The sequence below is a fragment of the Proteinivorax tanatarense genome (assembly GCF_040267685.1).
GTDB classification, from domain to species: domain Bacteria; phylum Bacillota; class Proteinivoracia; order Proteinivoracales; family Proteinivoracaceae; genus Proteinivorax; species Proteinivorax tanatarense.
The window spans coordinates 2,194,530-2,209,468 of record NZ_CP158367.1 but is presented as its reverse complement, the minus strand read 5'-3'; the positions used below and the strand labels follow the sequence as shown (position 1 = coordinate 2,209,468).

At 33.5% G+C, this 14,939-nt stretch carries 12 protein-coding genes; all 12 read left to right on the top strand.

What is annotated here, in order from left to right; translation table 11 throughout:
• Positions 1-201 precede the first annotated feature (201 nt).
• Positions 202-1,509 carry a sugar ABC transporter substrate-binding protein gene (locus PRVXT_RS10950; protein ID WP_350342909.1) on the top strand — a complete coding sequence of 436 codons (1,308 nt, stop codon included), beginning with the start codon at positions 202-204 and terminating at the stop codon, positions 1,507-1,509.
• Positions 1,510-1,587: 78 nt separating this feature from the next.
• Positions 1,588-2,040 (top strand): hypothetical protein, encoded by a 453-nt coding sequence (locus PRVXT_RS10945; RefSeq protein WP_350342908.1) that lies wholly within the window; start codon positions 1,588-1,590, stop codon positions 2,038-2,040.
• Positions 2,041-2,053: 13 nt separating this feature from the next.
• On the top strand, positions 2,054-4,150 hold the full coding sequence (locus tag PRVXT_RS10940; RefSeq protein ID WP_350342907.1) for a carbohydrate ABC transporter permease: 2,097 nt from the start codon (positions 2,054-2,056) through the stop codon (positions 4,148-4,150).
• Between the two features lie 16 nt (positions 4,151-4,166).
• Complete coding sequence (locus tag PRVXT_RS10935; protein ID WP_350342906.1) at positions 4,167-5,258, top strand: sugar ABC transporter permease; 1,092 nt, start codon at positions 4,167-4,169, stop codon at positions 5,256-5,258.
• Positions 5,259-5,308: 50 nt separating this feature from the next.
• Positions 5,309-6,394, top strand: coding sequence for an ABC transporter ATP-binding protein (locus tag PRVXT_RS10930; protein WP_350342905.1), 1,086 nt, complete (start codon positions 5,309-5,311; stop codon positions 6,392-6,394).
• A 79-nt stretch (positions 6,395-6,473) separates the two neighbouring features.
• Positions 6,474-7,496 (top strand): LacI family DNA-binding transcriptional regulator, encoded by a 1,023-nt coding sequence (locus PRVXT_RS10925; RefSeq protein ID WP_350342904.1) that lies wholly within the window; start codon positions 6,474-6,476, stop codon positions 7,494-7,496.
• Positions 7,497-7,613: 117 nt separating this feature from the next.
• Positions 7,614-8,342: a sulfite exporter TauE/SafE family protein gene (locus tag PRVXT_RS10920; protein ID WP_350342903.1), complete on the top strand. Its 729-nt coding sequence runs from the start codon at positions 7,614-7,616 to the stop codon at positions 8,340-8,342.
• Between the two features lie 13 nt (positions 8,343-8,355).
• Positions 8,356-9,474, top strand: a complete 1,119-nt coding sequence (locus PRVXT_RS10915; RefSeq protein WP_350342902.1) for a metallophosphoesterase family protein — start codon at positions 8,356-8,358, stop codon at positions 9,472-9,474.
• Positions 9,464-11,863, top strand: coding sequence for an AAA family ATPase (locus PRVXT_RS10910; RefSeq protein ID WP_350342901.1), 2,400 nt, complete (start codon positions 9,464-9,466; stop codon positions 11,861-11,863). The genes PRVXT_RS10915 and PRVXT_RS10910 overlap by 11 nt, the downstream gene beginning before the upstream one ends.
• Positions 11,864-11,905: 42 nt before the next feature.
• Positions 11,906-12,607, top strand: coding sequence for a phosphatase PAP2 family protein (locus PRVXT_RS10905; RefSeq protein ID WP_350342900.1), 702 nt, complete (start codon positions 11,906-11,908; stop codon positions 12,605-12,607).
• 111 nt (positions 12,608-12,718) lie between these two features.
• Positions 12,719-13,774 (top strand): HD-GYP domain-containing protein, encoded by a 1,056-nt coding sequence (locus tag PRVXT_RS10900; protein ID WP_350342899.1) that lies wholly within the window; start codon positions 12,719-12,721, stop codon positions 13,772-13,774.
• Positions 13,775-14,015: 241 nt separating this feature from the next.
• Positions 14,016-14,684, top strand: coding sequence for a heparan-alpha-glucosaminide N-acetyltransferase (locus tag PRVXT_RS10895; RefSeq protein WP_350342898.1), 669 nt, complete (start codon positions 14,016-14,018; stop codon positions 14,682-14,684).
• Positions 14,685-14,939 lie beyond the last annotated feature (255 nt).

Genomic DNA, 14,939 nt, shown 5'->3' with positions numbered 1-14,939 from the left:
AGCTTATATATAGTTTGTTTGCACGGTATTTACTTTAATTAGAAAAAATATAAAAAATTATTGCTATTTCTCAATTTAAAATGTATAATGTTATTGAAAGCAAATAATTTTTTGCCGTCCATGCAAGCGTATGCACAATGCGGACTGTAGTGCACTCGTAGGAAGGTGACATTAAAAAAACAGGTTTGGGGAGGATTTAAAATGAAAAAAAGTTTTAGCTTGTTACTTATTGTTCTTTTGGCTTTACCACTAGCTGCATGCGGTGGTGATGGTGGGGAAGAAGTAGGAGTTGCTGAAGGTCTAGATGCTACGATTTCTGTACAGGTTGAAGAGGAATGGCTTGATTATTACGAAGGTGCTAGAGAAAGAGTGCTAGAAAGAAATCCTGATTCTGAAATTGAATGGATTGTTACTGGATCTTTTGACCATTTAGATGTGTTGGATTCAACTGATGCAACGAACACTGATGTGGCCGATGTGTTTGCCATACCGGCTGACAGAATATATGGTCTAAATACAAACAATGCTATAGCACCTATTGATGCACTGACAATGGCAGAAAACGTAGGAGGATTTGGCGATTATGATGCTGGACTTGGTGGAAACTTCCAGATTGATGGCGAATATCTAGCTTTTCCTATGAACATTGAAACGCTAATAAATTTTGGTAATAAAGCTAATGCAGAGGCAGCAGGTATAGATTTGGATGATACCATTGAGTTTACAGAACTAGAACATGAAGATATGCTCGTTCCTGCTTTTGATGCATGGTTTGGAGTGGCGTTGACAAACTCCGCAGATATTGAACTATTAGGTCAAGATGACTCTGGCAACCTGTATTCTGACCTAACTGCAGATTTTGATGAACTTACTCAAGATCAACAAGAGTTTTTTACAGCTCTATTTGACTACTGGAAATCGCATAATGAAGCAGGTACTTCAATGTGGGATGAAGACGATGCATGGGGTTATATGGACAATCAATTCACATCTGGTGGAAACACCTCAATAAGATTGGAAGGTCCATGGTCAACAAATAACCTTTCTGAGCAAGCGAATGATGGTGAAGATTTAGCAATTTTCCCAATGAATCAAGTTACAATTAACGGTAACCCGTTAGCTCACTGGCAAGGTGGCTGGGGAATGGTTGCAAACGCTCGCATTGAAGTAGAGGAAGAGAAAATGTTACTAGCCCAAGCTTTCATGGAAGAGATTGTTAACCCAGATTATGCAGTTGAATTTTTCGCAGAAACTGGTAAAATTATGGAAAATGTAGAAGCTTCTGTTTTTATGGATTCAGATTTGTCTGAAACTGACAAAGAAGTTATTGAAGCTGTTATATCTTCTTATGACGAAGCACCTGCTCGTCCACTATTTACTGAGTGGGGGCAAGTGTGGGATACTTGGAAAAATGGTCTTTTATCATGGGATAATGTTGAACCTGAAACAGCAGAGGAAGCTTATGAACAAATAAAATCTTCATTTGAAGCGATGATGGCAAGCTTCTAGGTACTGAACTTTTGGGAAGAGGGGTAGAGGTGTAGCCTTTCTTCCCATTATTTTTACCAGATAAAGTGAGGGTGAAAAATGAAATCACTTACAAAGCTACCTAAAAAACATCTGTATTATATATTGATTTCAAGTTCTATAATTATATTTTCCACTGCCTTAGAAACGTTAATGGCTGTTAAGGATGTAAATATGTTTCAGCAGTGGATGGAAGCTGCTTACGAAGGGATTAATATTTCTACCGATGAGGCGTTTAATGCATATATATCAGCTAATTTAATATATTTTATGTTTAAGTTAGTTGTTCCAATATCTATCAGTATTCATTCATATTTTGCTTATTACAAACTGAAGATAAATGGGTTGTTTATTTTTATTTGGTCGGTTTTGGTTTCAGGATCTATGGCTTATGTGTTGTTTGAATGGAATTTTTATTCCATCTTTTATTATTTCAACTTAGCTGGTTATCTTGTTTTATTAATAACTTTATTATCATTAATAAATGTGATAGAAAAAAGCAAAACCTTGTAAAGGTGGGATTACATTGGCAAATCATAAAGAATTTTTGTACGACGATATTGGCAATGAATATAAAAGGAAAAATTTATATTTGTTAGACGTAGCTTTATTACAGAAAAAAGTAAAAGATTCCGAAGGTGAAACTAAAAAGAAGTTGAAAGACCAATTAGATTCTCTAATTAAGAACAAGGATAAGCATCCCTACATTATAGATTTAGAAGAATTTAAGCTAAAAGAGAAAGAATTCCTCCAAAACTTAAAAAATAAAAAGAGTAAGTTTGTTAGCGGTCTAAAAAAGGGCAGTCCCCGAAAACTAAAAAAGCTGGAAACGGATTTATTTGTACACCAAGAGAAATTAGGGTTTTATCGGGAATTTAAAGATTTATGCTATGATGCTGAATTGGCTTATGGTGAAAGCAAGTTCTGTGTTGAGCAACTGCCTGAAATTATCAAAGATTATAAGAAAAATTTAAAGATTTTACAAGAACTTCAAATAGATAAAAAAAATATGGATCCAAATGAAAGTAAACGCAAAAATGAAGAGTTGAAAAGGTTTAAACAAGAGCAAAAACAATGCTTAAAAGAGGAAAAAAAACGACTTAAAGAGAGAAGAAAGAAAGGTCTAATATCGAAAAAGGCTGAACTAATAGGGTACCAGGAGTTAAAAAAGAAGTATAAACTAAATATAAGTATGAAGACTTATGAAATACCAGAAAAATCAAACAGGGAAGAAATCAAAAAGGCACAATTTGAGCTTAAAAATGGCGTTAAAAGACAACTTAATGTTCTACAAGCTGACATAGCAGATTTGCGAAGAAAAACGCCTATGGAAACCACAAAAACCAAGCCTGTTTTAGCCTACTTAACCTTTTTAATTCCGGGGTTGGGGCAGATTTTAAACAAGCAGATTGAAAAAGGGCTATTATTCTTTTTAGCAACTTTTTTCATTTACTTTGCAGCCATTCCCTATGCTTTAGGTTATGGGAATTATCAAGGTGATGGAATAGCTGGACTTATTACTCTTGCTGAAGGTGGACCAAGAATTTATCAATCTTTGATATTTATGATTGAGGGTATAATCGCTATCTTGTTAGTTGTTATTAGTTTAGCGTTGCTTTTTGTTTCCTATAAAGATGTGCTAAAGGTAGAAAAAGAGAAAATAACGGGCATACGTCCTAAAAATTGGTACGAGGTTACAACTAGTATTAGTAAAAATGGTTTCCCTTATTTAGTATCGATACCTTCATTGATTATTATAGTTTTTGTTGTGCTAGTACCGCTTATTACCACTATTTTAATTTCATTTACCAACATGAGCCCACAAGCCCAAACTAGGTTTACTTGGATAGGGTTAGATAACTATCGCATGATTGCTATGGGCGAAGGGTTAGCAGGGTCTGTTTTTTGGCTTGTTTTAAGATGGACTCTTGTATGGACAATAGCAGCTACAACCCTAGCAATTCTTCTCGGATTTGTTTTAGCCTTATTGGTGAACAATGACAGAGTAAGGGGCAAAAAATTCTTTAGAACAATATATTTGTTGCCTTGGGCAGTTCCTGCTTTTATAACAATAATGTTTTTTAGCATAATGACCTCTCCTAATGGGATATTAACTGAGGCGTTAGAAAGCGTTTTAAATATTGAACGCATTAGAATTAAATCCGATCCTCAATTGACAAGAATGTTTCTTATCTTTTTACAGGGATGGCTAGGCAGTGCTTATGTGTTTTTGCTTACTACTGGTGTTCTTCAGGCTATACCCAGTGATCTTTATGAAGCTGCTGATATTGACGGAGCGTCTGACTGGCAAAAAACTAAAAGAATTACAATCCCAATTGTGTTATTCCAAACAGCACCACTTCTCATAACTCAATATGTCTTTAACTTTAATAATTTCTCCATAATAAAGTTTTTTAATGGTGGCGGACCTTATGAACCATCGGTTTACGGAAACCTTGCGGGGAGTTCAGACATACTGATATCTTATATATATAAGTTAACTATGAATAATCAACAACAGGCAATAGGATCTGCAATAGTGGTGGTTATATCATTTGGATTGCTATTGTTTGGATATGTGGGGCTAAAAAATTCTAAGGCATTTAAAGAGGAGAGACTATAAATAGGGAGGTTGGGGAATGTTTTCTTTATTGATCACTTTGTTTTTATATGTTTTAATAGCAACAATAGGAATTAGTTTAGTGGTCTTTTGGATATCAATGATGGCAGAAGTTATTAGAACTCCAAAAGAGAATTTTGATAAGAAAAATGGAAAAGTTCTGTGGTTTTTAATAGTTTTTTTTGGTAACTTAATTGGAGCCTTTATATATTATTTAAAGGGAAGAAAAGCGGCTAACAAATCACTATATCTTTCTGATAGACCGCCTCTGACTTTCTTCGGGTTTATAAAGTTAGTTTTTACCTATATGGTATTAACTACCTGGGCTTTTATAGTGTTATGGCCTCTTTATCAGATGGTTATTTCGGCATTTAATGGACTACAACAAAGTCATATTGTCATGAATTATGATTTTGAGTTTTCTCTTAGACATTTTGAGTATCTTTTTAATGAGACTTTATATTTAACATGGGTAAAAAACACAATTTTTATAGCTGGAGCAACTGCGATAATTACTGTGGCAGTAGTTTCGCTAACAGGTTATGCATATTCAAGGTATCGATTTAAAGGGAGAAAACCTACTTTAATGGGAATTATGCTTGTGCAAACAATACCCACCTTTGCGGGTATTGTGGCTTTCTTTACTTTACATTCTATAGTTTCAAATGTTTTTCCCTTCTTTAGCAGACAGATGATGTTGATATTAATATATTCAGGTGGGGCTATAGCCGGTAATACCTTTGTGTTAAAAGGCTATATCGATTCAATTTCCACTGAACTAGATGATGCTGCTAGAATCGACGGTTGTTCAGATTTACAAACGTATTGGTTGATAATAATGCCTATAGCACGACCTATGTTGACAATAATAGCACTTTGGTCATTTATAGGACCGTTTATGGATTTCTTGTTGCCGAGGGTGCTTTTAACAAGCACTGAATCTTATACGTTGGCAGCGGGTCTATTTACTTTAATGTCAGATCATAGAACTATGAATCAGCCTGCTTTTGCTGCAGGAGGCTTGCTGACTGCCATACCGATTGTTATTTTGTTTTTAGCTTTACAAAACCAGCTGGTTTCTGGCTTGGCAAAGGGCTCTGTAAAAGGTTAAGATTTCTAAAAAGCTTACTATTACAAAATGTAGATTGAGGAGGAACCTTTATGAAAGTTACCTTGAAGAATATAGGGAAAAAATATGAAAGCCAAGAGGACTTTACTCTAAAAAATGTAAACTTAGAAATAGATGAGAAAGAGTTTTGTGTAATATTAGGACCGTCAGGTTGTGGGAAAACTACATTGTTACGTATGATTGCAGGGTTAAACTCTGTTACAGAAGGAGATTTGCTATTTAATGAAAAGAGAGTTAATGCTGTAGCTCCTAAAGACAGAGATATTGCGATGGTATTTCAATCATATGCACTGTATCCTCATATGACAGTATTTGAAAACATGGCTTTTTCGCTAAAGTTAAAAAAAGAAAGAAAGAAAATAATCGAGGAAAGGGTTATTGAGGCGGCGGAGTTGTTGAAAATAAAAAAAGAACTTTATGCTAAACCAGCAGAAATTTCTGGCGGACAGCGTCAAAGAGTTGCCTTAGGGCGTGCAATGGTTAAAAAACCAAAGGTTTTTCTGATGGACGAACCTCTATCAAACCTTGATGCCAAACTTAGGGAACATATGCGTGTTGAGTTGGTTAAACTTCACAAAACATTAGGCACAACATCTATCTATGTAACCCATGATCAAACTGAAGCAATGACAATGGCTGACAAAATCATTCTAATGAATGACGGAAAAATACAGCAGGTTGGAAAACCAGAAGAATTTTATAATAAACCAAAAAATATTTTTGTTGCGCAATTTATAGGCTCTCCTACCATGAATATTTTAGAAGGCTCTATAAAAGATGGTAAATTTGTTGGACAAGACGGAATTATTCAAATCACACCTAACGATAACGACAAGAGAAATTTAGCTTCATATGAAGGAAAAGATGTGTCTGTAGGAATTCGCTCAGAGAGGTTTGAAAGTGGAGGGCATATTGGAGATAATTTTGAGTGTACCGTAGAAGTAGTTGAGATGCTAGGTAAAGAAAAAATATTATATTCTAAGTTAGATGACGGGACTAACCTTGTAATTTCTACGCCGGGACATTATCATTATGAAGATGGAGAAAGACATTCGTTTGGTTTTGATATAAATGCTCTTCACTTTTTCGACACTAAAACTGGGCAAAGAATCAACTAGTTCTTTCCATTTCTAAAAATAAGGTATATAATTTTAATATAGATTAAAATGCATCGGCTGGAAATAGGGAGTGAGGAACTTGAATAAAAAGGTTGTTACCATAAATGATGTAGCACAAAAAGCGGGAGTATCACCGTCTACTGTTTCAAGGGTTATATCTAATAACCCCAAAATAAGCCCGCCTACCAGGGAAAAGGTATTAAAGTATATGGATGAGATGGGGTACCATCCCAATGCTATTGCCCGTTCATTGGCTAGTAAAAAAGCTGGTGCAATAGGGGTAATAATGCCAACAACATCTCAGGATATATTTCTTAATCCCTTTTTTCCTGAAGCTTTAAGGGGCATTGTAAAAGGGGCTTCTAACACTGGATATGATTTACTTCTTTCTACAAATTCCGAGATAGACGAAGAGTTAGAAGTAATTAAACATTTTATACTAGGTTCTAAAGTAGATGGAATAATTTTAATGTCTAGCAAAGTAAATGACAAATGTATCCAATACCTAACCTCCCTTGATTTTCCCTTTTCTTTAATTGGATCTCCTGATGGGTTCGCAGGCCAGATAAACCATGTAGACAATGATAATTACATGGCTGCTTATGAAGTAACAACCTATCTGAGCATGAAGGGTAAAAAGAAAATTGCTATGATAGTGGGTGACGAAAAATTGATTGTCACTAAAAAGCGTGTGGAAGGTTATAAAAGAGCTCTTTTAGAAAGCAATATAGAATTTGATGAAAGCCTACTATATACAGGTAGCTTCGATGAACAAACGGGTTACGAGTATGGTAGTATTATAGCTGAGATGGAAGAAAAACCAGATGCAGTAATTGTGGCTGATGATTTAGTTGCCTACGGAGCTGTTAAGGTTTTTGAGAGTCTGGATGTTAATATACCTGAAGATATTGCAGTAGCAAGCTTTAACAACAGTATTTTATCAAGATATGCAAATACTCCCATTACTTCAGTTGATATAAATGCAGCTAAGTTGGGTGAGGAATCGATGAAATTGGTAGTACAAGCTATGGAAAAAGAGGTGCGAGGTAAAAAAATTATAACACCTTACACCATACACAAAAGACAGTCAACAGAAGGCTAACTATCTCCCCCTTTATATAGGCAACAAGTCCATGGACTTGTTGCTTTTTTTCTAGCACAAAAAAATTAGTATGTTATAATTATTTTAGTGCTATTTTGTGCTGGGAAGGAGAAAAAAATGGACATCTCTGTGCTACAGATTTTATTAGGCATACTAATTATTTTTTTGGCCGCTACTACTCAAGGAATTGCAAGTTTTGGTTTTTCAATAATATCTCTTCCCCTTCTGGGGATTTTTCTTCCACTTCAAGTGATTGTTCCGATGTTAATTATATATAGTTTGGTGTTAAACTCAATGATTTTGCAGAACCTTAAAGAACACATAAATTTTAAAGGGATTTGGGTATTAGTTGTAGCTGGTGTAATTGGCACCCCCTTTGGAGCCTACTTACTTAAAGTTGTTGATGAAAACACTTTAAAAATTGCTATCGGTATCATCCTGACGCTCTCGGCTATATTGAATTTTTACGGCATAAAAATTAAGGTGAAAAGGGAAAAACTTACTCAAATTCCCGTTGGTATAGTAAGTGGATTATTTAATGGTAGTGCTTCAATCGGAGGTCCACCGATAATAATTTTTCTAACAAATCAAGGGGTTAAAAAACAAGTGTTTCGGGCAAATCTTACTCTTTATTTTTGGTTAGTAAACATTGTAACAATACCCACCTATGTTGTAGGTGGTTTAATAACAACTGAAGTAATTCAGTATACCATATTGTTGTTACCAGGTTTATTACTGGGGACAATAGTCGGAATTAAATTGGGGAATAAAGTAGATGAAATTTTTTTTACCAAGCTGACTTTAGTTATGGTGATGGTAATGGGATTGTTTTTGATAAAATTTTAAGGGGGAAAAGAACTTGCATCTTAAAATATTTTTAACAGGAGATAATCATATCGGTCTTAAGTTTAATAGTTATCCCGAGAAAATACGTTCAAGCTTAGTGAAAGCAAGAGTTGACAATTTGAAAAATATGGTAGATAAAGCAAATTCTGAAAGGTGTGACTTATTTGCTGTAGCAGGGGACTTATTTGATAGAGTAAAAGTGGCAAAAAAGGACAAAGAAAATGCTGCTAAAATATTAGAACAGTTTTCTGGAACAGTTGTTGTACTTCCAGGGAACCATGATTACCATGATGATGTGGTTGATTTATGGAAGGACTTTAAAGATTTTGCTGGAGAGAATACTATAGTGTTAAATACATATGAGCCTTATAATCTAAGTAATAATGATATCGATTTAACACTTTACCCTGCATACTGCAACAAAAAACACTCATCCGATAATGCTCTTAAATGGATTAAAGAACTACAAATCAAAGAGCCAACCACATGGAATATAGGTATTGCCCATGGAGCCCTTAACGGTCTCTCGCCGGACATTGAACAAAAATATTACAATATGGATGAAAAAGAACTAGATGATATAGGCTTAGATTTATGGCTATTAGGTCATACTCATTTACCCTATCCTTCAGAAGAAAAGGTTATTAATCGTAGAATATTTAATTCTGGAACTTCAGAACCTGATGGGCTGGACTGTAACCATGGTGGCAACGCATGGGTAATAACAATAAATGATTCTAAAGAAACCTCTGCAAAAAGGGTGGAGACCGGTATCTATCGCTTTTATGACATTGAACATAAATTAGAGAGTGAACAATGTCTCAGCAAGCTTTTTCAAGAGCTAGATATGGAGGATACTGATAGAAAAATTGTCAGACTTGCGCCAAAAGGTAGAGTTAAAAGAGAGGTATTAGAGCAAACTCAGCATTATCAAAATAAGTTTAGGGAAAAGTTTGGTTATCTAGAAGTAAGGCTTGAAAATTTAAAATTACAACTAACTAAAGAAGATATTGAACAACAATATTCAAAGGGTTCGTTCCCATATCAGGTACTTAATCAGCTGCTAGAAACTGATAACGATGCTCTACATTTGGCATATGAACTGATGGAGGAGTGTCAAAATGAAAATTAAAAAATATAGTTGCACTCAATTCGGTGGTTTGAAAAATGTCGATATTGAATTAAAAGATGGCTTGAATGTTATAATTGGTCCGAATGAGGCGGGTAAAAGCACGGTAGTAGAAGGTATTTACTTTACCTTGTTTAAAAATCATAAGCTAAGAAGACAAGGAAATGACTTAGACTTTAGAGAAAGATTCACGCCTAAACCTAATGGGGATTATTTTGATGGGAAAGTAGAAATTGAGTGGAAGGGTAAAAGCTATAGTTTAGAAAAATCTTGGGGAGCTTCAAGTTATAGTAAGATGATGTTAGAAAATGAAATAGTTTTACAAGAGCCGAAAACAATTGAAGTTGAGCTAAAAAAATTATTAAAGTTTGGGGAAAAAACTTATAGTAATATAATTTTTTCAAAGCAAAAGGATTTAAAAAATGCTATAAATTTAATTTTACAAGATGAAGCTACTGGGGATTTGAGTTCCGTTTTAAGAAGGGTAGTTATGGAGCTTGACGGTGTTTCAGTTGACAAACTTAAAAAAAGTATAAATGCTGAATATCATGAGATATTTGGCAGATGGGATATTGAAAAATGGGGGCCACAAAACCCTAATAAACGTTTTCAAAAAGGAGTAGGTAAGCTTTTAGAGAAATATTACCAAATACAAGACTTACAACAAGAGCTAAACCTTAGTAAAGCGGTGGAAAGTAAACTTACAAAAATTAGACAGAATCTACGGAACATAGAGGATGAAAAGAAAAGCTTAAAAGATGAAGTAGAAAACCATAGTAAAATTGAAGCCGATATTAATAAAAGAGCATTAATTGAGCCAAAGTTAGAAAGAAATAAAGAACTAGAAACAAAGTTAAGACAAATAATTTTAAAGTGGCCACAGCAAAAAGAAAAGCTTAAATATATAAAAGAGAAGCTAACGCAAGTAAAATCTGAAATTAAATTAGAAGAAAAGCAACTATTAGACTTGAACAAATTGAAAGAAAAAGAGAATTTAGGGCAGATTATAGCCAAGGTTAACGAGAATAAAGTTAAATTACAAGAAGTAAAACAAAAGCTAGAAGAAATTCCAACTATAACATCTGATGATATTAGGATGTTAGAAAAGCTTTTAAATAAAATTCAGACATGCCAAACTGCAATGAAAGCTGGCAAGATGCAGGGCAAAATAATAAAAAGTGAAGTCCCCATAAAAGTAACAAAGGATCTAGAACAAGAAAAAGAGTTTAAACCTTTAGATGATTTTATTGCAGAAGGCTATTTAAGGATATCACTTGGCGAGAATACAACAATTGAAATTCAATCTGGAGAGTTTGACTTCCAAAAGCTTAAAAGCGAAATTGATGAGTATAAAAATCAGCTAGCAGAAAAATTAGAAAATCTCCGCGTTAACAGTGTAGAGGAAGGAAAAGTAATTTTAGAAAAAAAACAGCAGTTATTAACACAAAAAGATAATGTAGAAAATGAATTAAATTTCTTATTAGCTGAAAAAAACTATGATGATATTAAGCAAAAATATGAGTGCCTAAAAGGAGTAAATAACGAAAGAAGCGCAGTGGAAATTGAATCTAATTTGTCAACATTAAGAGACAAGGCAAGTCAACTAGAGGCAGAGAAAATAAGTATCACAGAAAGATTGGAGGAATGGTCCTTACAATATGAGAGTGATGATAAACTATTTGATAAAGTTGCTGAATTAAAAATTGAGTCAAAAGAATTGGAAAACCAAGTAGAAATTCTTGCGCCTCTCCCTGATGGTTTTAGTACTACCTATCAATTTTCGCAGCATTTAACTAAAGTAAGGACAAAGCTAGATGGTTGTCAAAGTGAAATAATGGAACTTAAAGATAAATACTATAGTCTAGAAAAAGATATGCCGGATAGTTCTACCGAAGAAATAAGCAAGCAGCTAGAAAGTATCAAGGATGAATTTGAGAGGATAGAAAAAAGAGGGAAAAGTTTGATTAAGGTTTCAGAGGTAGTAAAAGAGAAACTAAAAAAAATAGATGAAAACTCATTTCAGCCTTTAGCCGAAAGTTTTGTTAAGTATTTAAGAGTCATTACATTAGATAATTACAGTTCAGGGAAAATAGATAACTCATTTAACTTAGAAATACATAAACAAGGCATCTATATGCCTTTAAAACTGCTGTCAGCAGGAACACAAGATTGTGTAGCACTAGCACTAAGGCTTGCAATCCTAGAGGTGTTGTACAACGGACAAGCTGGTTTTATAGTGTTAGATGATTGTTTAATTGACCTAGATCCAGCTAGAAAAGCAAAGTCTATAGAACTAATTAAACAGTTTGCTGTAAAAAATCAAATTATATTTACAACTTGCAACCCTCAGACTGGAGAGTTATTGGGAGGTAATAAAATAAATCTTGGGTAAAGTATCTATGTTAGTTAACCTTGGTAAGGAGAGAGGAATAAAATGAATACTAATATTAAATTTTTGTTTGTAGCTTTGGGGTTAACAGTTATAGCGGCGATATTTACAGTTCTGGTACTTAACGGTACTTTTGAAACTATTGATAGTGATATAAATGTTTTTTTAACTTCATTATGCACACCCTTTGTTGAACAAACGATGATTCTTATTACAGCCTTGGGTGGAACTAAGGTGAGTTTTATTTTAACTGTTTCAGCGATAGGAGTGTTGTTGTATAGAAAAAGGTTTTATTTAAACTTTTTGCTTATAAATGCAATGAGTGGCGGCGTGATCATTACATATATCATTAAAAAAATGGTAGCTAGAGAACGAATTGCGGAAACCGCTTATATGAATATTTGGGGGCTTTTTACAGATAAAATTTCTTATAGTTATCCCAGTGGCCATAGCGTAAAGGCTCTTTTATTTTTTATGGTACTTGCTTATTTTATTTACCTAGAGATAGAAAATAAAAAAATTAAGTTTATAGGAATATCTTTTTTTGCTTTACTAACTTTTTTGATAGGGGTGGGGCAAGTTCTTTTAGAGAGACATTATATTACTGATGTAGTAGGTGGGTATTTAATAGCCCTGGCATGGCTTAGTTTCTGTATAGCTTTTACTAAACCTCTTATCACCTATATATGGGATGTAGCTCCTGAAGGAACTAGAAAAATAATAGAACAAAAAATAAGAATGAATTAGTGTTACTTTATGCTTTTATTATAAAATAGGACAAATTTATAGTTTACGCACTAGTATTTTTTGTATTATAATTACTATGTTAATACCAAAAAATATCTGAGGAGAATTGACATGAGATTTGTGCCAACTAACTGTTTAAGGGAAGGCATGGTATTAGGAAAAACGTTATTGGGGGAAAACGGACAAGTTCTTTTAAGTCGTGGTGTAGAAATAAAAGAGCTGTATATTGACAAAATAAGAGATATCGGATATAACGGCGTATATATAAAAGATGAGTTTACAGAAGAGATATACGTCAGTGGAATTATAAGCGATAATCTTCGGGTAAAAACTGTGCAAAAGTTAAAAGAATTTTCTGGCACTGTAGGTGATGAAAATTATCTAGAAATAGGTGGTTTACAACAGTGCGTAGAAATGATTGTTGATGAAATACTAAATAATAGCAACTTAATGGTAAATATGATTGATTTAAAGGTTTTTGATAATTACACTTTTTATCACTCTGTAAATGTGGCTGTGTTGTCAATTGTAATAGGAGTTGGCATGGGTCTGAGTAAACAAAAATTATATGAACTTGGCTTAGCGGCTTTGCTGCATGATATTGGAAAGGTATTTGTTCCTAAAGAAGTGCTTAATAAAAAAGGGGACCTGAATGATTCAGAAATAAATATAATAAGACAGCATACAAAAATTGGTTATAAGTACCTTAAGGAAAAACATGATGTTCCGGTTCAAGCTTATTTAGGTGCGCTACAACATCATGAAAGATATGATGGAACCGGTTATCCCAATCAATTATATCAAAATAAAATTTCTTTGTTCGGCAGAATAATTTCTGTTTCAGATGTTTATGATGCTTTAACATCCGATAGACCATATAGAACTGCGTTGTCTCCATCGGAAGGGATGGAATATATTTGGGGTGGTGGTGGAACCATGTTTGATCCTGAGATAGTTGAAGTTTTTTCGAAAAAAGTAGCTCCTTACCCAGTTGGTACAAAGGTAAGGTTAAGTAATGGCTTATTTGGAGTCGTGTTAAAGAATTTTGAGGATTCTTGTATTAGGCCGCTGTTAAAAGTCCATGATAATGGAAAAACATGGAAGGTGAACTTGCGGGATAGGCAATGGTATGATGTTACCATTGAAGACATTGCTAAAACAGGGTAGATGCTAAATACTTTAGCATCTACCCTGTTTTAACTTTATTGCAGTTTTCTTTTACTGAACAATTGGAATATAAAATAAATATTTTATTAATTTTACTACTTGTAGTAGAATAAAAATAAAATAGAGTCATAGGTGTAAATGAACATAAGGGTCTTTAAAGAAATAATTAAATCATACTAAAATGTTATTAAACACTTTTCTCAGTAGCAAGCAACTAATCAATAATCTAGGAGTTGAGCAAATGAAGGAGAGGATTTGGGAATTAGATTTTTTAAGAGTGTTAGCTATTGGTTTAATGATTACTTTTCATATTGTTTACGACTTAAATGCTTTTACTGAAGTTAATATAAATCTAGATGGACTGTGGTATTGGGTAGGTAAAGTATCTGCACTTACTTTTATAGTTGTATCAGGTATTAGCAGTGGGTTAGGCAAAAACTCTATTAAGCGAGGTATTTCAGTTTTTGGATATGGCATGATTATAACTGTAGTTACTTATGTACTGATGCCTGATAATTTTGTTGTTTTTGGCATTTTGCACCTTTTAGGTATAGGGATGATTTTATCTCCAGTGTTTCATAAAATTAACAAGTGGGCATTGTTAATACTATCATTGGTCCTTATTAGTCTTAATTTATTGGTAGAAAACATATTAATAGATACACCATATTTTTTGGCAGTGGGAATTAGAAGTTACGGATTTAAGTCAATTGATTATTATCCACTGATACCCTATTTAGGAGTATTTATGTTTGGGGTATTTATTTATCAAATTTTCTACTTTAAGAGAAAAAGTGCATTTAAATATAGCTTAAATAACAAATACATTACATGGATAAGCCAAAACTCACTTAAAATTTATTTGCTTCATCAACCTATAATTTTAACTTTTATTTATGTTTTTTCTTAAATAACTTACTTGAAATTTAGTAAAATCTTGCTATTTGTATGTTATTAATGCAGTGCTGGTGTTTTTAAAAGTGCAAAATAATGAACAAACGAAGGGGTGTTCAAAAATATAGCAAAAAAATGGAACAGTGTCTCATAATAACACAGTACTAACTGTTGAAAATCCCATTAACCTTTCTATGGAGGAATGGCACATTTTTTGCAATATTCTTCCAATAAGAAAATAAATTAAGGAGGTGTGGCCTGCATATTACTG